The sequence below is a fragment of the Clostridium beijerinckii genome (genome assembly GCF_008705175.1).
Lineage (GTDB): Bacteria > Bacillota > Clostridia > Clostridiales > Clostridiaceae > Clostridium > Clostridium beijerinckii.
Genome location: NZ_CP043998.1, coordinates 1,599,362 through 1,621,728, shown reverse-complemented (window position 1 = coordinate 1,621,728; position 22,367 = coordinate 1,599,362). Strand labels below are relative to the sequence as shown.

Genomic DNA, 22,367 nt, shown 5'->3' with positions numbered 1-22,367 from the left:
ATATTCCTCCGAAATCTATATTTATTTAATATTTTCATTATCTCCTATTATATAGGAAATAATCCTCTGAGAGGTTACAAAAAAATTAAGAATTCCACATTTATACAATTCACTTTTTTCTAAATATTTCCTTTTTAGAATAGACAGGGAGAATTCTAAAAATAGACTTCATCTTCTATTTTAAAATCCTCCCCAATTCTAAACTAAATTTTTAAGCCATATTCTTTGCTTATATCTCCTAAACCCAAGTATAAATTTGTATACTTCTTCAAATGTAACCATTGCATATACGAAATATATCTGAAGTTCAAGTAACATTCCACCTAAATAGGCAAACGGTATGCCAACTAACCAAACTCCAGTAATATCTAGCATTAATGCAGCTTTAGTGTCGCCACCACTTCTAAGTATACCAACAATATTTACCCAATTAAATATCTTAAATGGTAAATAGCACGAAAAAACTATTAGGCATCTGCTAATATCTACTGCTACACTTTCAGTTACATTAAATAGCATAATTATTGGACTTCTAATAAACAAACATGTTGCAGACATTATTAAAGCAAAAATAAACTGTAGTATTATAAAATACTTTGCATGACTTTCTGCATCATCCAATTTATTAGCACCTAATTCATTTCCCAATATAACCGCAGTTGCTGCACTTATCCCCTGAAATACAACTGTCATTATTTGTTCAACTGTTTGGGTTATTGTGATTGCTGCAACAGCTCCATCTCCCATTCTTCCATATACTAAAGAATACATTGTTACTCCTAATCCCCACATAAATTCATTAATTATAACTGGGGATACAGTTGAAGCATATAATTTTGTAAAATTCTTATTAAAAGATATAAGTTCTTTAAATTTTGCGGCTGCGGGTCCTTTTTCATAATATACTATAGCTAAAATACATGTGCATTCAATTGTTCTAGCTATTATAGTTGCAATAGCTTCTCCTTGTACCCCAAGAGCTGGTACACCAAAATGTCCAAATATTAAAGTATAATTTAGCATTACTTTAATACAAATAGAAAACACTGTTATGACAACAGGAGCTTTTACCTGATTTACCCCTCTCAAAAGTGCTACATAAACATTTGTAACTGCAGTTAAAGGATAACTAATGGCAGCTATAGCTAAATACGATGCACCTATTTTTATCGTATTTTCATTTGGTGTAAAAATACTCATAACTATTTCAGGACATATTAAACTCGGTATTACAAAAATAATTGATCCAACTAAGCCAATAATCAGAGACATACCTAATACTCTTCTTATATTTTTTATATCATTTTTACCAAAATATTGGGCTGTTAAAATCGAAGACCCACTAACGACACCAAATAATAGTAATGTAAAAACAAAAAATACTTTATTTGCAAGGCCAACTGCTGCAATTGAACTCTGACCTAAACTTCCAATCATTACAGTATCCACAAGATTCAAGCTTGTGTTTAACAGAGCTTGTAATGTTATAGGTACTGTAATAGATATAGCTTTGTGTATAAATTTCTTATCTTCCAAAATGTTTTTTAAAGTCTCAGTTATTATCATATTTAGTACCTCATTATCTGCGCTTTCTTAATATCAAATTCTATTTTACTTTAGTTTACTCAGCTACGTCTACCATATATTTAATATTTTTTAAGATTTTGTGGGCATACACAATGAAATATAATTTAATGATCTTGGTTGCTCTTAATAAGTTCCAAATTGTGCTTCGCACTCTTTTCATATGTGCGTGCTTTTTTCTAAGGTGAGTGCTTTTTTATCAGTTGTTCTTATTATACATGAATGACATTTTTTATTGATAATATGTTTTTGGTTGCTCTCCTTTTTATAAGGTAAGTGCTTTTTCTAATTTTAAATGATCTTGGTTGCGCTTCGCGCTTTTTTCTAAGGTGCGTACTTTTTTATCAGTTGTTCTTATTACATATTACTAACACTTTTTTAATTAATAATATGTTTTTGGTTGCGCTTCGCGCTTTTTTTATAGGTGTATATCTTTTATATTTTTAATCTGGTATAATGATGTAATGTTTAAATTAATTATATATGTGTCATAATATATACAAAACCTTGAAAAATAACTTATTTTGTGTTATTTTTCAAATTAGATTGTCATTCACATATATTAATAAACATTAAATCATGAAAGAGGTGCTTAACCATAAATACAAATTATAAAACTCAAGAAAATAAATATACTGAAAAAGGTAATCTTACTGAAATTACTGTCTTAAAGAAAGATGGAAGTGAACTAGTTTGCAAGATAGACACATTCGACGCTAAAAAAGTTAAAGAAGCTGGAATTTGGTTTGCTGAATGGCATAAGGATTTCAATAATCATCTTGTTCAAACTTTAGAGACTGCTAAAGTTAATGGAAAAACAGTTTCCACTAAAAAATCAATTCAATCTGTTATTTTAGATGTTAATCCAAAGACTCCAATAAAACACTTAAACGGAAATACTTTAGATAACAGAAAAGAAAATTTAGAATTATATAATAGAAGTTTAAAAAATGATTGTACTAAAATCGATCACGATACAATGGGTATAATTTTAAGAGATAAATTCGGAAATCATAAGGATACTGCTTTAATTTCAATGGAAGATGTAAATAAAGTAGTAAAAGACGGTTACAACTGGGTTCTTTACAAAAAGGGTACTGAAACTATGGTTGTTGCAAATACTTCTGAAGGTAGAATTCGTTTAGACAGGTTAATTATGGACCCAGACGAAACAATGAAAGTACATCATATAAATTTAAATCCTTTAGATAATAGAAGAAAAAATTTAGAAAATCAACCTATTTAATTAATTTATTTTATTAGTTCTTTTTCTAGAATTTAAAGATTATTGTAATTAAACAAAATAATAAAGCATACATTAAATGTGTGCTTTATTATTTTATTATTTCTCTCATATGTATAACTAGAATTTAATTTTCATATAGCTAATTAACATTTTTTTCAAAAAATAGTATTTTTATTTATGTTAATTGGGTGTAAACTATTAAGTGAGAGAATTTTTGTATGACTAATATGAGGTGATTAATTTGACTAACTTTAAAATACTTTTTGATGATATAACAAAAATCAAATTTGATGCTATTGTAAATGCTGCGAATGCATCTCTACTGGGTGGTGGAGGAGTTGACGGTGCTATTCACAAGGCTTGCGGAGAAAAACTATTAGATGAGTGTAGACAGTTAAATGGCTGTTTGACTGGTAGATCAAAATTAACAAGATCTTATAACTTGAGTGACCACGGTGTGCATTGGGTAATACATACTGTAGGGCCCATTTACCGAAATAACGGCTCAGAAGAAAAATACTTAAGAAATGCTTATCGTTCTGTTTTTGAAATAGCTGCTAATTACTCGGAATTTTATTCAAAGCAGTGTAATGAGATTCTAAATAAAAATCTTTATCGCTTTAATACTGATAAACAAAGAGACTTTATACTAAAAGAACTTGATGATTATATTAATGATCATCCCATTAAAACTATTGCTTTACCATCTATAAGCACAGGCGCCTATTCCTATCCATTAGATGAAGCCTGCAATATAGCATTAGATGAGATTTTATCATTTATAAATAACTCTCCAGATACCTTTGATGAAATTGCAATGGTTTGCTTAGATGAGAAAACATATAATATGTACAAATCTTTGTATGAAGAAAGATTACAAAAGTAAAAGAGAAGATAAATTATTATCTTCTCTTTTACTTTGCTTATTAAGCAGAATTATCATTAATTATTCAGTTAAAAATATGTGTATATTATTCTATCTTATAATATTATGCAAAATATCTATCTAATAATCCTTTGAATGCTTTTCCATGTCTAGCTTCATCTTTACACATTTCATGAACTGTATCATGAATTGCATCTAAGTTTAATTTCTTAGCAAGTGTTGCTAAATCTTTTTTACCTTGACATGCACCATGTTCTGCATCAACTCTAGCTTGTAAGTTAGCTTTTGTATCTGCTACTACTACTTCACCAAGTAATTCAGCAAATTTAGCAGCATGTTCTGCTTCTTCAAATGCTATTCTCTTATAAGCTTCTGCAACTTCTGGATATCCTTCTCTATCAGCTTGTCTTGACATAGCTAAGTACATTCCAACTTCTGTACATTCTCCAACAAAGTTTGCTTGTAATCCATCAATTACTTCTTTATCAACACCTTTAGCAACTCCGATTACATGCTCATCAGCAAAAGCTAGATCTCCGCTTTGTTCAACAAATTTTTCTGCTCCTACTCCACACACTGGACATTTTTCTGGAGCTGTTTCTCCTTCATAAATATAACCACACACTGTACAAACGAATTTTTTCATAATCTCTTCCTCCTAAAATTTTAATTTATTTATTTTTTATTTATATCATTTAATTTTATCTTTTGTTTTCTTGTTTCCTACATTTGTTATTATATAATAATAATTATCCGTTGTAAAGACTTTTTTTATAAATATTTCAAATTTTCCTGAAATACTTATTATTTACTGCTTAACTCCTATCGCTCCTGTTTTGGCCACGATAACATTATACTGGATTCTATAATAAAAAATTCCTACAAATTAAAATTAAATTCATATTTTACAGAAATACATAATATATCCAATATACAGTCATACAAATGTTAATATTATCTGAAAATTTTATTATGTATATATGAACTTTATTGTTTATATGCTTAAATTTACTGTATAATTGATTTATATTGAATTTTATAAGGAGTGTTTTTTATTGTTTGGATATGTTACTCCATTAAAAGCAGAAATGAAAGTAAAAGATTTTGCTAGATTTAAATGCTATTATTGTGGATTATGTTGCCATATAAAAAAAGAATTTGGTAATATACCGAGGATGTCTTTAAATTATGATATGACTTTTTTAGGTTTACTATTAGATGCATTAAATCCAGAAGAGCTAGAAATTTCTCATCACAGATGTTCTCTTCACCCTACTGAAAAAAAAATTGTAATAGCTAATAACAAGGCGTTATCTTATGCCTCTGCTATGAATATATCCCTGTTTTATTATAAACTGTTAGATGATGCTCATGATGATAAAAATTACAAAAGTAAATTTTTATCACTTCTTTTATCCCCTTATAAAAGAAAATTTCCTAGTTCAATCATTAGAATTAATAACAACATAATGGAATCTTTAAATAAGCTTTCCACTTTAGAAGATAGTAAATCATTTAATTCTATAGATGAAATATGTGATCCTTTTAGCGATTTAGTTGGCGGAATTTTACGTGACTATCCTTATAAATTAATCGATGACGGATTGGATTTAAGGAATACTTTATATAGATTAGGATATTCAATAGGAAAATGGATTTATCTAATAGATGCCTTAGATGATTTGAAATCTGATATGGAAAATAAAAAATTTAATCCAATAAATTTCTTGTATAACAAAAATTCTTTAACATACGATAAATTTATGGAATTCATACAGCCTAAAATAGAATTTACAATTTTAAATTGTGGATATAGTTGTAAAGAAAACTTAGAAAAATTAAACCTAAAAAGAAATGAGGATATATTATATAATATAATTGAATTAGGTTTAATGGATAAATATATGAACATAGTTAAAAATCCAGAAAATACAAATGAGACTAAAAGGAGAGATTTATAATGAATCCATATGAAATATTAGGTGTAAAGCCAGGTGCAAGCCAAGATGAAATAAAAAGTGCTTATAGAAAACTTATTAAGCAATACCATCCTGACCAATATGGTGATAATCCATTAAAAAATTTAGCACAAGAGAAAATGATCGAAATTAATGAGGCTTATGAGGCATTAACAAAAAATCCTGGAAGTAACAGTTATAATTCCAATAGTACATCTAGTTATAACAATTCATCAAGTAACTCATATGATTTTCAAGAAATAAGAAGACTTATTCAATCTGGAAATTATGCAGCAGCTGAAAGTCGTTTAAATTCTATAAATAACAAATCTGCTGAATGGCATTATTTATATGGTGCAATAATGCTTAACAAAGGGTGGTTTGATTCAGCACTTGATCATATGACTACAGCTGTTAATATGGATCCAAATAATTTTGAATATAGGCAGGGCTTGAACTCATTAAGGCAAAGAGGTAATAATTACTCTAATCCTTACTATAGAACTACAAATACTAGTAATGCTGACATGTGTAATTGTTGTATAAATCTTTGGTGTCTTGATTCCTTATGCGAATGTGCTGGCGGAGATTTAATTGGCTGCTGCTAATATAAATATGATTAACTCTTTTATTTTATAATATATATGTTCTAAATATTATAATTCATTCTTTAAAAAACTGGCTGACTGCCACTACATTAACTTATACTTTAAAGTAAACTTCTATGAATTAAACTTTTTAGAACATATATATAAGTTGCATTTATTTAGTGAGGTGAATATCTTATGAAGGCAAAATATATAGCTGAAAACGGAATAACTATAGCATTAACATTAATTGTACTTTATGCTGCTTCTATACTTCCAGTAAGCACTTTAACAATATTGACAATAGCTTCTTGCTTAATTCCTATCTCAATAATAAGAACTTCAATAAAAAATACTATATTAGTTTATGTAGCCTCAAGTATTCTTAGTTTATTTTTGATTCCAACCAATATTGCCGTCTATTATATATCATTCTTTGGGATTTATGGAATAGTAAAATATTTTTCAGAAAAACTTAGAAATATTCCACTGGAATTATTTTTTAAATTAATCGCTTTTAATGCATCACTTCTAGTAATTTATTTTATTTTTACTAATCTTTTAGTCGATTTTAACATTGATTATCCTTCATATATGATATGGATTGCTGGGCAAATTGTACTTTTAGTTTATGATTACGCATTGACTATTATCATAAGTTTCTATTTGAAGCGAATACATAATAACATATAGACAAATTAAGAGTATAAGAAATAAATCATATTTATTTCTTATACTCTTAATACATATTTATATATACTTTTTAATATACTCAGTCTAACTAATATCATTTCAATTACTTTCATGATTAATTGATTTCCGCTATTTCATAATCGCTTGGACTTTTTTATTACTGCTCATATATTTCTATATTTTATAATCAAATTATTTAGAAATTCTACTGTTCTTATAGGTGCTTTTCCTATTGACGTTTCCCCTGCCAAAAGAAATCCAGTAGCTCCGATTTTTATGAAATTATATATGCTCTCTACCTCTGAAATCGATGGCATTTTTCCATTTTTCATGCTATTAAGGATATGCGTAGCTATAATTATCTCCTTATCTTTATCTCCTAGAACTTCTTTTATTATTCTTTCTTCATAAATAGGAGTATCTTCTATAGATGTTTCTGGAATCAAATCACCTCTGCCTATAACAATTCCATCTGCTTCACCTAAAATGCTTTTTATATTATTAACTCCATTTAATGTTTCTATTTTAGCCCAAATTTTAGGCTTAAATTGATTTGATTTTCTGTTATTTAGAAATAATTTAACATCATCAATATCTTTCTTTTCCTCAACGAACGATTGGCATATTATATCTACTTTATTGTTAACTCCCCAAACTATTGCGGCCTTATCATTTTCATTTAGCGGCAACTCTTTTCTTTCAAGATTCTTTATATTACAACCCTTCCATTTTCTAATAACTCCTCCCCGAATTGTAGTTGCCTTTATTAGTCCATCAACTTTATCTATGATATCGAAAGTCATCGTATTGTCCTTTATTCCTATTTGTTTATAATCTTTTTCATTCAAAATTTTATTTTTTATATTTAATGGGATAACTTTAATTTTATTTTTACTATTTTTTACTATTTCACTATATTTGTCTTCTCCACAAAAATAAATTACTTCTCCATTATAAACTTTGAAAATATATTGGAATTTACCAGATACTCTTACCTTAGTTCCTGAAAGATCTAGCATTACTTGGATATCACTCTTTATATCTTTAGCCATTTTTAAAAATTCTAAAAATTCTTCTGCGCTTCCGTGTATAAAGTTAAATCGCAAAGCATTTACTCCACTCTCTATTATCCCTTTAAGTACTGCTCTATCTTTTACATTAGGGCCTACTGTTCCTATTATATACATAAACCAATCTCCCAAATTATCTCTACTTTTTATTCATATTATAGAATCTTCGTAATTATCACTTATTGGCTTAATTGAAAAGTTCTAAAAAATAACTAAAAGAATAAATTTAATAGTATATAACGTATTTCTAGGAGGTATACTTTTGAAAAAATTAACTTTTGCTTTCACAATTTTATTTCTCTGTTTCACTTTGAGCAGCTGCGCTCTTCAAAGTCCTAAATACATAAACTTTTCAGTAAAACCAAGTAATCATTATTATATTGATGAAATTAAATCTAAAATTTTAAATAATCAAAACTTCACGCTTTATGTATTTGATACTAATCTATATAAGGAAATAGAAGTTCCAAGTGAAGAAAATTCAATAATTGAAGATTTTGTTTCAGCTCTAACAACTGTTAATTATTCTGACGAATCAGTTGATGCAAAAGAACCTTTCAGAATAAAAATACTTTTTGAAGATAATAGCCAGTATCTATTTAGGATTTTTAATGATTCAACTATATCAGTTTCACCTTGGGATGGGAATTATAAGGAAGATATTATATCAATTAAAGATTTACCGCTAAGATACAATCCATTCGATTTTTGTAATCATATAGCTAATAAACCTTTATCAAAATAGATATTTTTATAAAAAGATCATGGCACAATTGTTTTAATTTATATACACATAAGTTAGAAAATGTGAATATTAACTTATGTTATAAATATCCGCCACTAAGTTTTATTTTAGTATACTTGTATAAGTATCTTATGATATGATTATATTATTAAAATTTGCATAACATATTTTTATATTATTCCAAGTTAATCTACAATAAATTAGATAATTTTATTACTATAAACCTTAAATTAAATTGGAGGTTAAATTATATGCTTAAAGTGGACTTTCACGTTCATACATCTTCTTCAGATGGAACATTATCCCCTAAGGAAGTGGTTAAAAGGGCCCATGATAACAATGTTAAGTACTTAGCTATAACTGATCACGATACCTTAAGTGGTTTAGATAAAGCTATTGAAGAAAGCTTAAAATATGATATCACGCTAATTCCTGGAATTGAATTATCAACTCAACACAATAATGAAAGTGTACATCTTTTGGGATTCTTTAGAGATAATAACTTTAAAAATGATGATCTTATTAGAGAACTAACTAATATTAAGGATCATAGGATAATGAGAGCTAAACTTATGGTTGATAAGCTTAAAGATGAATTTAACATAGAAGTTAGTTTTGAAAAAATTCTAAAAGAAGCTAATGATACTATTGCAAGGCCTCATATTGCTAGAGAAATAGTCAATTGCGGATATCCTTATAACCTAGAGGAAGTTTTCAATAAATTTATTGGGAAAGGTTGTAAAGCATATGTCCCAACCTTAAAACTTTCTACTAGCGACGGATTGAAATTACTAAAAAGATATAATGCTCTTGTATTTTTAGCTCACCCTAAATTAATAAATGATTCTAATATTGATGAATTATTGCTAATGAATTTTGATGGGATTGAATCAATTTATTTTCAAAATACACAAGATGAAACTTCCAGATTCCTCTCTTTAGCAGATGAACACAATTTGTTAGTTTCTTGTGGTTCCGATTTTCACGGTGATTTAGAATCAGATGATCGTCATGGGGACATTGGCTGTATGCAATTTCCTAGTAACTATCTATCGAAATTTCTATCCGCTTTAGATCTACCACTATTATAATATTAGGTGATTAAATTAACTGTCAATAAAAAAAGATATTATAAGTCATTAGACTTGATAATATCTTTTTTCTTAATTTATTGAGATTAAGCCTCTATTAAAAAAGCTTTATATCCATTCATTGTTTCAAATATATCAACTTTACTTGCAACTTCCCAAGGTGCATGCATATTGTGAAGTGCAACTCCACAATCTATTACTTCCATATTGTATTGAGCTAATATATATGCAATTGTTCCACCGCCACCAGCATCAACTTTTCCAAGCTCTGCAGTTTGAATTGAAACATTATGCTTTTCCATTATATTTCTAAGCTCTGCCATATACTCAGCACTAGCATCATTAGAACCTGATTTTCCTCTAGCTCCAGTATATTTGTTAAATACCATTCCTTTTCCAAAGAATGCAGAATTCTTCTTTTCCATTACTGATGGGTAATTAGGGTCAAAAGCTGCACTAACATCGGATGATAGCATCTTTGAATTAGTAAGACATCTTCTTAATTTAAGATCAGAATATCCCTCAATTCTATCAATGATTTCTGCAACTATATTTTCAAAAAATCTTGAGTGCATTCCAGTTGCTCCGATACTACCTACTTCTTCTTTGTCAACCAATAGACAGCAGCAAGTTTTATCAGGCTCTTTTATTTCAAACATAGCCATTAGTGAAGTATATGAACATACTCTATCATCATGCCCATAAGCCATAACCATACTTCTATCTAAACCATAATCTCTAGCCTTTCCAGCTGGTACAATCTCAATTTCAGCAGATAAAAAGTCTTCTTCTTCAAAATCATATTTTTCTTTTAATAACTTTAATATATTTCCCTTAACAGCATCTTTTTTGCTTCCCTTTAAAGGCATACTTCCAACTAATACATTAAGATCTTCACCTTCTACCACTTTGTCAGCTTTTTTGCCCATTTGATCTCCTGCTAAGTGAATTAAAAGATCAGATACTCCAACAACAGGATCATTATCATCTTCACCTATGCAAATATCTATTACAGTACCATCTTTCTTTGCTACTACTCCGTGTAATGCTAGTGGCAATGTAACCCATTGGTATTTTTTAATTCCACCGTAATAATGCGTATCAAGTAATGCTAACTCACTATCTTCATAAAGTGGATTTTGCTTTAAATCTAATCTTGGTGAATCAATGTGAGCTCCTAATATCTTTAGCCCCCTTTCTATAGATTCACTTCCTACAATAAACAACGCAACAGCTTTTCCTTTGTTATTTGCAAAAACCTTGTCGCCTGGTTTTAATTGTTTATTATTTTTTATAATTTCCTCTATATCTTCATAGCCTTCAGCTTTAGCTAATCTAAGTACTTCCTTAACACATTCTCTTTCAGTTTTACATTTAGACATAAAATTCTTATATCCTTCACAAAACTCGAATATGCTTTGAACTTCTTTCTCATCATATTTATTCCATGCATTTTTGCTTAAATCTTTTTTTTCATTTTCCATAGTCAATCCTCCTTTTGATGATAAATATATATCTCATATTCTAAGCATTTCAAATCATTTACTTAGACTTGAGTTATGTAAAAATAGTTACATACTATATTAATCATTAAGCTCATTCATTCTATTTTCTATTACATCAACTGGTGTAATTTTAGACATTAATGCGTGTCTATAATTTACTGCTGCTGCTTCTATAATAACCGCGATATTTCTACCTGGTCTAATAGGAACCGTTAATTTCTTCACGTTAATTCCTAGTATATTCATATATTCATTATCTATTCCTAGCCTATCATAATCATTGTCATCTTTCCAATGTTCAAAATGCATAACTAGCCTTATCTCTTTCTCTTGAACTACTGAACTTAATCCATATAGTGTTGTAACATCAATTATGCCAAGGCCTCTGACCTCTAACATTCCAACGGTTATTTTAGGTGATCTTCCTATTAGCTGTCCATCTATATCCTTTATATCAACTGCATCATCTGTGACAAGTCTATGTCCCCTTTTTATCAACTCTAATGCAGTTTCACTCTTTCCTATTCCACTCTCTCCAGTAATCAATATTCCTATACCAGATACATCTACCAAAACTCCATGCAATCTTGTTTCTGGTGCAAGCTTATCAGCTAGATATATTGTAGTTTTGCTTATAAATTGTGTAGTAACTAAATTACTTCTAACAAACCATATATTGTGCTTTTTCGCTTCCTTTATAAACTCTGGATGTGGCTCCAATCCTCTAGTTATGATTAAGCAATTTATGTCAAAGCTAAAATATTTTTTAACTCTTTTTTTCCTTAATTCAATTTGCATATAATCTAAGAAGCTCCATTCTGCTTTACCTATAACCTGGATTCTCTCTGGAGCAAAATAATTATAAAAGCCTGCAAGCTGTAGTCCCGGTCTATTTATATCATTTACTGAAATTTCAACATCTTCTTTTCCTTCTACAAGCACTTCTAAGTTTAAATCATCAATTAACTTTTTAACTAAAACACCCAATTATCATCATCCCTTTTTCTTATTGTTAAGTTCTATACCTTCTAATTGCGCTCTAAAATTTTTCTTAACATTATCTATATATCTTTTTCTTAATCTACTTTGCAAATCCTTCTCCTCATTACTTAATTCTCTTTCTTGACTAGTCTTATATAATGAATTGATTTTTTCTATAACTTCTTCTATTTTAGCCTTTTCAATGTCCATCATATTTTCATCCTTTCTATCCGTATATCAATAATTTTACCATTTAAAATAATATAATCAACCCGAATTTTTTCGACACCATTTATTCTTCTTCGTAATCGTTTGTCGAACACTTTGTCTGTAAAATATATACAATTATGTTCTATTCAGGTATGAATCTACTAGAAAAACAAATTATTAACCGTTTTATTAAACATTTCTGCAAATTATTGTCATTAATTGTATTATGAAATATTTTTACAAATTTTCTTTTCTTGTTTATAATAATCATATAACAAAAACCAAGTCTGATAAAAAGAGGTGTTAGTATGAAAACTTGGGTAATTTTTAAACTAAAATGTAATATTGTACTTAGGAAAAACCTACTTAACTTATTATTATTGTTTTTTTCACCAAGTAAAACATTTATAGTTGATTTATCTCAAAATTTGGACAAGTACATTGTCTTATATCAAAAAGAATTGATTTCAATATATTATAAGCAACATAACTCTAAATCTGTAAAAAACATAGCTGCTTAAAATATAGCAATAAATAAAATATAAAAATAGCTACTTTATAAGAACTAGAATATTTAATTATAACTTTAGTTTTATGTTAATATAACTGAATACCAAACTAGATATAGGTTTGGTATTTTCTTTTTAGTTTATATTTTATTGTACATAAAAAAACACCTCTAATAGAGGTGTTGAATTCAATCATAGCTCCCAACATGCCGTTCACCTATATATTCAAGTCCTGCGCCTCGCAGGTGGGTTAAACTCAATTCATTCCTGTCTTCTACTGACACAATACTGTGCTTTTAATGAAGCCTGACATTTATGAATATATTGTAAATCCCGATAATGTAATGTAGGTTGAATATCATAAGCTTTACGCACATCTCAGGAAATCTATGATTTAATTATAACATAAGGAAATATATTTTCAATAGTATTTTAATACCAGTTTTACTCATAGTAATCGTTTAAAATATCTTCCATTTCTATATCTGTTAACTCTTCAGAAAATGCTGCTATAAACTTGAAATATCCACTATTTCCATTTTCCATTCCGAATTCTTTATATTTAGATTCTAGTTCAAACTCATCTGATATTTCTTCAATTATTGATTCTACATTATCTACGGCAATATCTCTTAAGTAAGGAATGTAATATTCGTTATACCATTCATCACTTTCTGGTTCAAAATCACTTTCTTCAGTTGAGTATGCTTTTGCAGCGCTTAATTCTTCTTTGTCAAAGTCATAATAAAATTTTATTATCACATAATTGCTTTTGTGTTTTATTTCTTCAACATCTGCTAAATCATTGTCTTCCAAAAAATCAATTATTTCTGAACTCTTCATTAAATTTCACTCCTATTTAATACAATAATTTCTTATATTCTTTCTTTATTTCCTCAAATTCCTTATCATCTTCCACAAGGTTTAATTCTTCATTGCCTTCTTCATTAATATCTATTCTAAATGCAAACATATCATCACACTTTTCATCTACTGGTGATAGTAACAAATATCCTTGTTCTTCTAAATATATCTTTGCAATAGCTTCAAAATCAACTTTATTTCCATTTTCATCTTTAAACGACATTATTTCTTTTTCTTCCAAAATGTTCACCTCATTGTATTCTAATTTGAAATTGTTTTTCTTAAGATTCTTAGTCAAATAACATTTAACATACTTCTCAATTTTACAACTTTAAATTTATTCTATCCTTATTATATGATATTTAGTATTTTTGTCTATATCTTTTTTATTATTTTCTATAACTTTCCATATAATTTTAAAAAACAAAGCTGAATGCATGTAAATATAATGCACTCAGCTTTAAATATGAACGGCTCTATTATATTCTATAAATTATAAGTACTAATTATCCTTATCTCTGTAAAGCTCTTTGAGTCTTGAATTCTCCAAAAACATTATAAATGTTTTTCTTTCTTGCTTTTGCCATAGCTTTAACTATTGCATATGCTATTATGCTATCTGCTGAATGATGCAATATTGCACCAACAACTGTAATGATCAATGCAGGATAAACGGCAACTGAAAATCCTATAAATGGTATTGTAACTAAAGCCTCTAAGATTCCATGGATTGGAGCTGTTATTGCTATTGCCTTAACATAGCTTTTATTTTTCATAATTATCATTGCTCCAACATATCCTACAACTATATGAGTTGCTGCCCTTGCCACTACTGGCGCTGGTGTTCCAGCTATTAAAAATCCAATTGTAGAGCCTATTCCAACTACAGCTGCCACAAAAGGCGATATCAACATTGATAACATCATAGGTACATGAGCCGCTAATGTTGCAGTAAAGTATGGTGGAATAACTATTCTTAAAAATCCAAACTGAATAGGAATTATTATTGCTAATGCTGTAAGTAATCCGGCATACACCATTTGTTTTATTTTATTATTCATTATATTTTCTCCTCCTCTTGCATCACATGTATATACACTAGTATATAGCATGTCTAATTATAAGTAAATGCATTTGACAAAATATATTTGTATTTATATTTCAAACTTAAGCTTATTTATGTAGCACTATCATAATATTGAATTTATTTCATTTAACTCTTATAATTGTAATTATGTTAAATTTAATATTTAGTAATCTTTACTCATATTATCTTTAAAATTTTTTAATTTATACAAGGAGATTTACGATGGAAAATATATATATTCTCGGAACTGGTTCCGCAATGGTTACAAAATGCTATAATACATGTTTTACTTTATCTAACGAAGACGAGCACTTCCTTATTGATGCAGGTGGTGGTAATACAATCCTATCAAATCTAGAAAAGTTAAATATATCAATTAATAAAATACATAATATGTTTATATCTCATAATCATAATGATCATATACTAGGAAGCGTTTGGGTTATCCGTGCTGTAGCACAAAGCATACTAAATGATAAATACTCTGGAAATTTAAATATCTATTGCCACAAAACTTCAATAGATGCTATAAAATCAATTTCTTCATTTGTGCTTCAAAAAAAATTTTTAAAATTATTTGATGATAGAATATTATTTAATGGAATTGAGGATAACTATACAGCAACTATATTAAATAGAAAAACTACTTTCTTCGATATAAAAAGCACAAAAGATCTCCAACATGGATTCACAACAACATTAAATAACGGTAAGTCTCTAACATTTTTAGGTGACGAACCTTATAGAGAAACTGTGAAGAAATATTGTGCTAATGTAGATTATTTATTCCATGAAGCATTTTGCCTTTACTCTCAAAAAGAAATATTTAAACCATATGAAAAACACCATGCTACCGCAAAAGACGCTTGCAAAAATGCACAGGATTTAAATGTTAAGAATGTTATTTTATATCATACAGAAGATAAAAATCTAAAGAATAGAAAAGAATTGTACATAAATGAAGGTAAAGAGGAGTTCAGCGGAAAGATATACATGCCTGATGATTTAGATATAATAGAATTATAATATTTTATAATTTAGCTTTAGTATAAATTCTTGTAATTTAAAGGGTTGTCCTATGCATTTTTAATGCATAGGACAACCCTTTAAATATTAGTTTCTTAATTTATTATTTACTATGAAAGTACTCTTCTTGCAATTTCTACTGATTCCTTTGCATCTTTGGCATAGAAGTCTGCACCTATTCTTTCTGCTGTATCTTTTGTAAGTACTGCTCCACCAACAAATATCTTTCCATTGTACCCATCTTCCCTTAGCGCTTTTATCGTTTCCTCCATGCTTTTAAGTGTCGTTGTCATAAGCGCACTTAATCCAATTAAAGATGCATTATGTTTTTTTGCTTCCTCTACAACAGTCTTTATAGGTACATCCTTCCCTAAATCTATCATTTCATAGCCATAGTTTTCTAAGATAACTTTTACTATATTTTTACCTATATCATGAATATCTCCTTTTACTGTAGCTACAATTATCTTACCCTTTGATATAGTTTGAGAATTAGTTCTAGATATTTCTTCCTTCAAAATGGTAAATGAATTTTTTACCGTTTCAGCTGCTTGAATTAGCTGCGGTAAAAAAAGTTCCCCTTTTTCATATTTTTCTCCAACCATATCTAATGCTGGAATTAAATACTCATTAACTATTTCAAGCTCCTTCTTTTCTTTTAATAATTCAACAGTGGCTTGCTTCGCCTCTTCTTTTAGTCCTTTAACGACAATATACTTTAAATCATGAACTGTATTTATATTTGAATTAATCTTTGCTGCTCCATTACCTTTAATAGTGACTTCTCTTGATAATTCTACATTTGCATAATTATTAATATAACTTTCAGCGCCTTTATCATAATTATATAAAACATTGTAAGAATCAATAACTCTAGTCATTCCATTCACATTAGGATTAATTATTGGTAAATCTAGCCCATTTCCAAGAGCCAGAGCCAAGAAAGTTTCATTAATTAATTCTCTATTAGGAAGGCCAAACGATATATTTGAAACTCCAAGTACTGTTTTAACTCCTAATTTCTCTTTAACCATTCTTACAGCTTTTAAAGTTTCTTGAACTTCTTTCTGCTGAGCTGACACAGTTAAAACTAAACAATCTATAAATACATCTTCTTTTCTTATTCCGTATTCCGCTGCTTTACTTATTATTTTTTCTGCAATCTCAAATCTTTCTTCTGCTTTTGCTGGAATACCTCTTTCATCTAATGTTAAACCTACTACACTTGCGCCGTATTTTTTTACTATAGGAAGTATTCTATCTAAAACTTCATCTTCTCCATTTACAGAATTCAATATAGGTTTTCCATTATAATATCTGAGCCCTGTCTCTATTGCTTTATGATCAGAAGAATCTATTTGAAGTGGTGTATCCATGATGCCTTGAATCTCTCTAATTACTTTATGCATCATATCTGCCTCATCAATTTCAGGTAATCCTACATTAACATCTAGAATGTGAGCTCCAACTTCTATTTGAGAAACTGCTTGATTTAATATATAATCTAAATCTCCATTTTTTAAAGCTTCCTTAAATAACTTTTTACCTGTAGGATTAATTCGTTCACCTATGATTCTAACACCATCTATCCTTACTACTTTTGACGGTGTACAAACTGCGGAATAATATTCTTTTTCCATGGACACAAGTTTCTTATTTCTCGTTATTTTATACAATTCATCGATATATTCTGGACTTGTTCCACAACATCCACCTATCACTCTTACCCCTATGTCAATTAATCCACATAAAGTATCTGCAAATTCTTCTTTAGTAACATCATATTTTGTTTCATTACCTATTGATAGTGTTGGAAGTCCTGCATTAGGCTGAACCATTACTGGAATATGTGATAAGCTGCATATCTCTTCAACAATTGGTTTTAGCTGCTTTGGCCCCAAAGAGCAATTAACGCCAAGTGCATCTACTCCTAATCCTTCTAATACAAGCACCATGGCTTCTGGAGTACATCCGGTGAATGTTCTCAAATTTTCTTCAAAGGTCATTGTACAAAATATTGGCAAACTTGAATTTTCCTTTGCTGCAAGCACTGCGGCCTTAAGCTCGTATAAATCTGTCATTGTTTCAATTAAAATTATATCAACACCAGATTTAACCCCTTGAATTATTTGTCGTTTAAAAATTTCATACGCTCTGTCAAAACTTAGAGTTCCCATAGGCTCTAAAAGATCCCCTATAGGACCTACATCCAGCGCTATATATGTTTCACTATTTCCTTTAGCTTTTTTGGCAATATTAACTGCCGCATCTATTGCTTCTTCAACCACTAAATCACAAAGTTTTAGCTTAAGTTCATTAGCCCCAAAAGTATTAGTAGTTATTACATTAGCACCGCTAGATATATATTCTCTATGGATTTCTTCTATTATATATGGCTCTTTTAGATTTAAGATTTCAGGATTTTCTCCTAATTTCAGCCCTTTCTTTTGAAGCATTGTTCCCATAGCTCCATCAAATATTAATATGTTATTTCTTATATATTCTCTAATCCCCACAGATTTCTCCCTCTCTTCTAAAACTACAATTTTTGTAGTTAGTACATTTTTTGCAGCTCTTTATTTTCTTTTTACTTCCACTATTTATTATCCCTATTATTGCTGTAACAGATTTCCTAGGAAATAGTAAATTATTTTCTGATACAGTAAGTCCAATTTTTTTCTGAGCATCTAATGCCCTTAAAAAGCTACTTTGAACATCTAACGACAAATCTCCATAACCTGGACTATACCTAAAAGTTATATCCTTATTATTCAATATAGCTTTTTCCTTAACAATCTTTTCTACATAATCACATACTTCCTCTACTGCTGTTGTAGCACAAGCATCTAATATGAGTGCTTTTGTTAAATTTATTTTTTCATATAATCTCGTTTTTCTTTCCACATCATTTCCCAAAGTTACTGCCATTAATACGCACTGTTTTGAATCTTTAAGATGCTCTTTTATATCTTTTCCATATAAAATTAGTTTTGTATTAACAACCTCTATAGCCTCATCAATCTGTATTATATCTTTATATTCATACATAAATCTTGGGGTAATTATCTTCTTGATTTCTTCTCTACATTCCTCAATAAGATTTACAATATTTTCATCTATATCCTGTCCTTTATATCCAAGATACCTAAGTACTTCATTCTTGTTTATCTGTAGTTTCAAATCTCCCATATATTGATCACCACCTTATTACTAATCTCAAAGCACTGCCATGTCCTATAAATTTTCATTGTTAATCTTTACAATTATTTATATAATCTTTCTTTTTGATAATTTATTTTAACAAAAAAAGCCTAAAGGTATTCCTTTAGGCTTAAATGCTTTTCAATACCTTATCTACCAGCTTTTACGCTGCAGGATTTAGCACCAAGTAATTCTATAAAATTTACCGGTTGCTGGGTTTCTTCGGGCCAGTCCCTCCACCACTCTTGATAAGTTCCTATACTTTTTAAGTATATATTATAATATCTTGTTTGTAAATGTTTCATCTTTAACTTTAAATACTTCACTTAAAATATAAAATGTCTAAATATACTAACTTTATCTTTTAATTAACAGCAATATTATAGAAATCGCACTAAAAGATAAACTTATTAACATTATGTAATTTACGACTTGTACAGTAGTAAGACCTCTTTTCTCTAATCTAAAATGTATCTGGCTTCTATCTGCTTGATACACTGGTTTCCCTTCCGAGAATCTTTTAATAATGACAAATAAATTATCAAATATAGGTACTGCTAAAGCAAGTATTGGTATAAATAGACTTAAAACAGTTGCCTGTTTAAATGCCCCCTCCAATGCTGTTATACTTAAAATAAATCCTAAAAAATTAGCTCCAGAATCTCCCATAAAAACTTTTGCCGGGAATCTATTATAATATAAAAATCCCAAAATTGTTCCAACTAACATTATAGATACTAATGCAGAATCACTTTGTTCTAATATAATTGCTGCTAAGAAAAATGTTATTGCAGATATGAGGGATAACCCTCCTGCCAATCCATCCATACCATCAGACCAGTTAATTACAGTTGTAACTCCAAATATCCAAGTTATTGTAAGGATAAATTGTATTGTAGTGTTCAACTCTACATAACTGCCTGTAAAAGGATTTGTAAATCCTTGAAAAAAAACACCTGCCTTAAACACTAAGATTGCAGATAATAGCTGAATAACTAATCTTGGAAATATAGCAAATTCTTTTCCTTTAGTCTTATACCAGTCATCTATTAAACCAATTATTATTATCATTGTTGCTGCAACAAAAACAGTTAATTGTTGTAGCAGCTTCATATCATCCCTTGGGAATATAAAATATGAAACAAAAAAACCAAAATACAATGCTAAACCTCCACATAGTGGTGTTGGCACTTTATGTTGTTTTCTTTTGCTGGGCTTATCCGTGAAATGTAATTTGTTAGCTAGTTTCATAAGAAATGGCATGGTAATTAATGCAGTTATAAGTGAAATTACCATTGCTAATACATAATCCATCTTTCCTACTCCTTAGTTAAATCTACAGTAGTAAATTATATCCAAGTATTCCATCTTGGTTTACTTCCTATTTGATTATACTATTAAAGATATCTTATATCAATTACAAAATTATTACGGTATAATTAAAAACTAAGAACATAATTTTTTTCCTTTTAAAATACTACTTCTTTTTCACCTTTAGTTGTATTCCAATATTCAAAACTAACGCAATAGCTAATAAAACTAATGCAACTAACATTATATTATGTAAACCACCGTACATAATCTGCTTCATAAGTGGTAATAAATTTTTGGGTAAATCACCTGCGCTTTGGGAGTCACTCAACTTATTTAATGCTTCAATAGTAACTTCTCCATGAGATTCAGCCACACCTTTGTTTAAAGCGTTATTTAAAATTACTCCATATATTGATGACATAAATGTTTGACTTAAAATACGTAAAAGATATGCAAATGATGTCGCAATTGGAATATCTCGTTTTTCGGCATCCTGTTGTACGCTTATTTGTAATATATTGAAACTTAACCCCAAACCAAATCCCTCAAATGCTCCTGCTATTAATATAATCCATAATGGTACAGATATTCCAGCTAATGCCATAATTCCAAAAGAAATTATAAACGCTAATGTTCCTAGAGCAACTGTACGATACTTACCCAATCCTGGCTGCATAGCTGGTCCAACTACTGAGCCCAGAAAATTAGTAATAGACCCTGGAATCTGAGTCACCCCTCCAATTAAAGCACTTACTCCTAATAATCCTTGCGCCCACATTGGTATGTATATATTAAAGGCAACAAATGCGCCCCATAAAAGAGAAAATAATATGAAATCAACTACTAATGGTCCATTTTTAAAAAGTCTATTAGGTATTATAGGATCCGCTGCCTTTTCTTCAACTTTAAATAGTACTATCAATAAAATAAGACTTATAATAATCAAACTACTAACCAAGCTTAATGAAGCTGTCTCTATCATTTGAATACCTGTTAAAAGAGTTACCAAGCTAACTATCATAATTACAGCACCTAAGTAATCAATTTTTTCTACCGTAGAAATCTTTTGGGGCTCTTTAAAGAAAATTTGAACACTTAGTATTGAAATTAATGCGATTGGAACATTGATATAGAATACCCAATGCCAACTAAAAGTATCAACTATCCAGCCGCCTATTAAAGGCCCTATAATTGCTGCTGCACTAAAGCTTGCTGTCGCATATCCAATTACCTTAGCCCTCTTTCTTAAGTTTGTATACAAATCTGCATAAATGATAAATGGGATAGTGTTCATTCCACCTGCCCCTATTCCCATAATGGTTCTTGCAATAAGAAAAAAAATTATATTACTTGATAATGCCTGAAATATTGAACCAATTGCAAATAATAATGTGGCTATTTGATATGTTCTTCGGTTCCCAATACGCTCTCCTAATTTGCTCCAAAGAGGAGTTACTACTGCCATTCCTAATAAAAAAACAGCTACTATCCACCCCATGTATTGAATTCCATGTAAATCACTTATGATTGCTGGTAATGCTGTGTTGACAATTGTCCCATCTAAACCAGCCATTGCATTTGACAGCAATAACGCAAGTGTTACAATCAAATTTCCTTTCTTACTCATCCTCTAAAAATTCCTCCTTAGCTAAACTTATTATATTCAGTAATTCATAAAAAAATGCTTTATTATGAATTGGCTAAATATTGTAGAATACATTTCTATCTTTTTGTCATATATAACTTATCACTTGAAGTTAACTCCAAGTCAAGATGTTTTTTTTTCAGAGATTCAATAATTATAAATATA

The 22,367-nt window shown here is 29.1% G+C and carries 22 protein-coding genes, 1 other RNA gene and 1 riboswitch; of the genes, 9 read left to right on the top strand and 14 right to left on the bottom strand.

The window, feature by feature from the left end; genetic code table 11:
• Positions 1 to 198 precede the first annotated feature (198 nt).
• Entirely contained in the window at positions 199 to 1,566 is a 1,368-nt protein-coding gene (locus F3K33_RS07340) for an MATE family efflux transporter (RefSeq protein ID WP_039772122.1), read from the bottom strand.
• A 616-nt stretch (positions 1,567 to 2,182) separates the two neighbouring features.
• Between F3K33_RS07340 and F3K33_RS07335 the strand changes: the two genes are divergently transcribed.
• A complete protein-coding gene (locus F3K33_RS07335; protein WP_031275701.1) occupies positions 2,183 to 2,830 on the top strand; it encodes a hypothetical protein in 648 nt (215 codons plus the stop codon).
• A 241-nt stretch (positions 2,831 to 3,071) separates the two neighbouring features.
• Positions 3,072 to 3,716 (top strand): macro domain-containing protein, encoded by a 645-nt coding sequence (locus F3K33_RS07330; protein ID WP_023974219.1) that lies wholly within the window; start codon positions 3,072 to 3,074, stop codon positions 3,714 to 3,716.
• A 103-nt stretch (positions 3,717 to 3,819) separates the two neighbouring features.
• Here the strand turns inward: F3K33_RS07330 and F3K33_RS07325 are convergent, their stop codons facing one another.
• Positions 3,820 to 4,362, bottom strand: coding sequence for an NADH peroxidase (locus F3K33_RS07325; RefSeq protein ID WP_011968748.1), 543 nt, complete (start codon positions 4,360 to 4,362; stop codon positions 3,820 to 3,822).
• 409 nt (positions 4,363 to 4,771) lie between these two features.
• On the opposite strand from F3K33_RS07325, the gene F3K33_RS07320 reads away from it, so the two are divergent.
• The 3 genes from F3K33_RS07320 to F3K33_RS07310 all read left to right on the top strand — a co-directional run bounded on the left by F3K33_RS07320 (position 4,772) and on the right by F3K33_RS07310 (position 6,954).
• Positions 4,772 to 5,677, top strand: coding sequence for a DUF5685 family protein (locus F3K33_RS07320; RefSeq protein WP_023974220.1), 906 nt, complete (start codon positions 4,772 to 4,774; stop codon positions 5,675 to 5,677).
• A complete protein-coding gene (locus F3K33_RS07315) occupies positions 5,677 to 6,282 on the top strand; it encodes a J domain-containing protein (RefSeq protein ID WP_011968746.1) in 606 nt (201 codons plus the stop codon). Before F3K33_RS07320 ends, F3K33_RS07315 begins: the two co-directional genes overlap by 1 nt.
• A 177-nt stretch (positions 6,283 to 6,459) precedes the next feature.
• The gene (locus F3K33_RS07310) at positions 6,460 to 6,954 is read left to right on the top strand and encodes a hypothetical protein (RefSeq protein WP_039772119.1); all 495 of its coding nucleotides are present in this window, start codon (positions 6,460 to 6,462) and stop codon (positions 6,952 to 6,954) included.
• A 164-nt stretch (positions 6,955 to 7,118) separates the two neighbouring features.
• On the opposite strand, the gene F3K33_RS07305 is transcribed toward F3K33_RS07310, so the two are convergent.
• Positions 7,119 to 8,141, bottom strand: a complete 1,023-nt coding sequence (locus F3K33_RS07305; protein WP_039772118.1) for a pyruvate kinase — start codon at positions 8,139 to 8,141, stop codon at positions 7,119 to 7,121.
• A gap of 145 nt (positions 8,142 to 8,286) precedes the next feature.
• On the opposite strand from F3K33_RS07305, the gene F3K33_RS07300 reads away from it, so the two are divergent.
• Together F3K33_RS07300 and F3K33_RS07295 are read left to right on the top strand one after the other, a co-directional pair.
• Positions 8,287 to 8,769 (top strand): DUF4883 family protein, encoded by a 483-nt coding sequence (locus tag F3K33_RS07300; protein WP_011968743.1) that lies wholly within the window; start codon positions 8,287 to 8,289, stop codon positions 8,767 to 8,769.
• A 251-nt stretch (positions 8,770 to 9,020) separates the two neighbouring features.
• Positions 9,021 to 9,860 (top strand): PHP domain-containing protein, encoded by an 840-nt coding sequence (locus tag F3K33_RS07295; RefSeq protein ID WP_039772117.1) that lies wholly within the window; start codon positions 9,021 to 9,023, stop codon positions 9,858 to 9,860.
• Positions 9,861 to 9,946: 86 nt separating this feature from the next.
• Here F3K33_RS07295 and F3K33_RS07290 read toward each other — a convergent pair whose 3' ends face one another.
• From F3K33_RS07290 to F3K33_RS07280, 3 genes are all read right to left on the bottom strand, one after another.
• Entirely contained in the window at positions 9,947 to 11,344 is a 1,398-nt protein-coding gene (locus F3K33_RS07290) for an aminopeptidase (RefSeq protein ID WP_039772116.1), read from the bottom strand.
• A gap of 99 nt (positions 11,345 to 11,443) precedes the next feature.
• Positions 11,444 to 12,352 (bottom strand): HPr(Ser) kinase/phosphatase, encoded by a 909-nt coding sequence (gene hprK, locus F3K33_RS07285; protein ID WP_011968740.1) that lies wholly within the window; start codon positions 12,350 to 12,352, stop codon positions 11,444 to 11,446.
• Positions 12,353 to 12,358: 6 nt separating this feature from the next.
• Positions 12,359 to 12,556, bottom strand: a complete 198-nt coding sequence (locus tag F3K33_RS07280; protein ID WP_023974226.1) for a DUF896 domain-containing protein — start codon at positions 12,554 to 12,556, stop codon at positions 12,359 to 12,361.
• A gap of 308 nt (positions 12,557 to 12,864) precedes the next feature.
• Here F3K33_RS07280 and F3K33_RS07275 point away from each other — a divergent pair, with 308 nt between their 5' ends.
• Complete coding sequence (locus F3K33_RS07275) at positions 12,865 to 13,077, top strand: hypothetical protein (RefSeq protein ID WP_017211484.1); 213 nt, start codon at positions 12,865 to 12,867, stop codon at positions 13,075 to 13,077.
• 182 nt (positions 13,078 to 13,259) lie between these two features.
• Here F3K33_RS07275 and ssrS read toward each other — a convergent pair.
• From ssrS to F3K33_RS07255, 4 genes are all read right to left on the bottom strand, one after another.
• Positions 13,260 to 13,453, bottom strand: a non-coding RNA gene (gene ssrS, locus F3K33_RS07270) — 6S RNA.
• Positions 13,454 to 13,509: 56 nt separating this feature from the next.
• Complete coding sequence (locus F3K33_RS07265; RefSeq protein WP_011968738.1) at positions 13,510 to 13,908, bottom strand: hypothetical protein; 399 nt, start codon at positions 13,906 to 13,908, stop codon at positions 13,510 to 13,512.
• Positions 13,909 to 13,924: 16 nt separating this feature from the next.
• Positions 13,925 to 14,170: a DUF1292 domain-containing protein gene (locus F3K33_RS07260; protein ID WP_011968737.1), complete on the bottom strand. Its 246-nt coding sequence runs from the start codon at positions 14,168 to 14,170 to the stop codon at positions 13,925 to 13,927.
• Between the two features lie 271 nt (positions 14,171 to 14,441).
• Entirely contained in the window at positions 14,442 to 14,990 is a 549-nt protein-coding gene (locus tag F3K33_RS07255; RefSeq protein ID WP_023974228.1) for a hypothetical protein, read from the bottom strand.
• A gap of 248 nt (positions 14,991 to 15,238) precedes the next feature.
• Here F3K33_RS07255 and F3K33_RS07250 point away from each other — a divergent pair, with 248 nt between their 5' ends.
• The gene (locus F3K33_RS07250; RefSeq protein WP_023974229.1) at positions 15,239 to 16,042 is read left to right on the top strand and encodes an MBL fold metallo-hydrolase; all 804 of its coding nucleotides are present in this window, start codon (positions 15,239 to 15,241) and stop codon (positions 16,040 to 16,042) included.
• A 110-nt stretch (positions 16,043 to 16,152) separates the two neighbouring features.
• Here F3K33_RS07250 and F3K33_RS07245 read toward each other — a convergent pair whose 3' ends face one another.
• The 4 genes from F3K33_RS07245 to F3K33_RS07230 form a co-directional block, all read right to left on the bottom strand.
• Positions 16,153 to 18,558, bottom strand: a complete 2,406-nt coding sequence (locus F3K33_RS07245) for a homocysteine S-methyltransferase family protein (protein ID WP_039772114.1) — start codon at positions 18,556 to 18,558, stop codon at positions 16,153 to 16,155.
• A complete protein-coding gene (locus F3K33_RS07240) occupies positions 18,548 to 19,231 on the bottom strand; it encodes a vitamin B12 dependent-methionine synthase activation domain-containing protein (RefSeq protein ID WP_039772112.1) in 684 nt (227 codons plus the stop codon). The genes F3K33_RS07245 and F3K33_RS07240 overlap by 11 nt, the downstream gene beginning before the upstream one ends.
• A 158-nt stretch (positions 19,232 to 19,389) precedes the next feature.
• Positions 19,390 to 19,498, bottom strand: a riboswitch (SAM riboswitch).
• Positions 19,499 to 19,600: 102 nt separating this feature from the next.
• Positions 19,601 to 20,557, bottom strand: coding sequence for an MraY family glycosyltransferase (locus F3K33_RS07235; protein ID WP_023974231.1), 957 nt, complete (start codon positions 20,555 to 20,557; stop codon positions 19,601 to 19,603).
• A gap of 163 nt (positions 20,558 to 20,720) precedes the next feature.
• Positions 20,721 to 22,184: an MFS transporter gene (locus F3K33_RS07230; RefSeq protein WP_023974232.1), complete on the bottom strand. Its 1,464-nt coding sequence runs from the start codon at positions 22,182 to 22,184 to the stop codon at positions 20,721 to 20,723.
• Between the last annotated feature and the right edge of the window lie 183 nt (positions 22,185 to 22,367).

Coding starts and splice junctions, on each gene's coding strand:
- F3K33_RS07340 (WP_039772122.1), bottom strand. CDS start 1,566: ATGATAATAACTGAGACTTTAAAAAACATTTTGGAAGATAAGAAATTT.
- F3K33_RS07325 (WP_011968748.1), bottom strand. CDS start 4,362: ATGAAAAAATTCGTTTGTACAGTGTGTGGTTATATTTATGAAGGAGAA.
- F3K33_RS07315 (WP_011968746.1), top strand. CDS start 5,677: ATGAATCCATATGAAATATTAGGTGTAAAGCCAGGTGCAAGCCAAGAT.
- F3K33_RS07310 (WP_039772119.1), top strand. CDS start 6,460: ATGAAGGCAAAATATATAGCTGAAAACGGAATAACTATAGCATTAACA.
- F3K33_RS07305 (WP_039772118.1), bottom strand. CDS start 8,141: ATGTATATAATAGGAACAGTAGGCCCTAATGTAAAAGATAGAGCAGTA.
- F3K33_RS07295 (WP_039772117.1), top strand. CDS start 9,021: ATGCTTAAAGTGGACTTTCACGTTCATACATCTTCTTCAGATGGAACA.
- F3K33_RS07290 (WP_039772116.1), bottom strand. CDS start 11,344: ATGGAAAATGAAAAAAAAGATTTAAGCAAAAATGCATGGAATAAATAT.
- F3K33_RS07280 (WP_023974226.1), bottom strand. CDS start 12,556: ATGGACATTGAAAAGGCTAAAATAGAAGAAGTTATAGAAAAAATCAAT.
- F3K33_RS07275 (WP_017211484.1), top strand. CDS start 12,865: ATGAAAACTTGGGTAATTTTTAAACTAAAATGTAATATTGTACTTAGG.
- F3K33_RS07265 (WP_011968738.1), bottom strand. CDS start 13,908: ATGAAGAGTTCAGAAATAATTGATTTTTTGGAAGACAATGATTTAGCA.
- F3K33_RS07255 (WP_023974228.1), bottom strand. CDS start 14,990: ATGAATAATAAAATAAAACAAATGGTGTATGCCGGATTACTTACAGCA.
- F3K33_RS07250 (WP_023974229.1), top strand. CDS start 15,239: ATGGAAAATATATATATTCTCGGAACTGGTTCCGCAATGGTTACAAAA.
- F3K33_RS07240 (WP_039772112.1), bottom strand. CDS start 19,231: ATGGGAGATTTGAAACTACAGATAAACAAGAATGAAGTACTTAGGTAT.
- F3K33_RS07235 (WP_023974231.1), bottom strand. CDS start 20,557: ATGGATTATGTATTAGCAATGGTAATTTCACTTATAACTGCATTAATT.
- F3K33_RS07230 (WP_023974232.1), bottom strand. CDS start 22,184: ATGAGTAAGAAAGGAAATTTGATTGTAACACTTGCGTTATTGCTGTCA.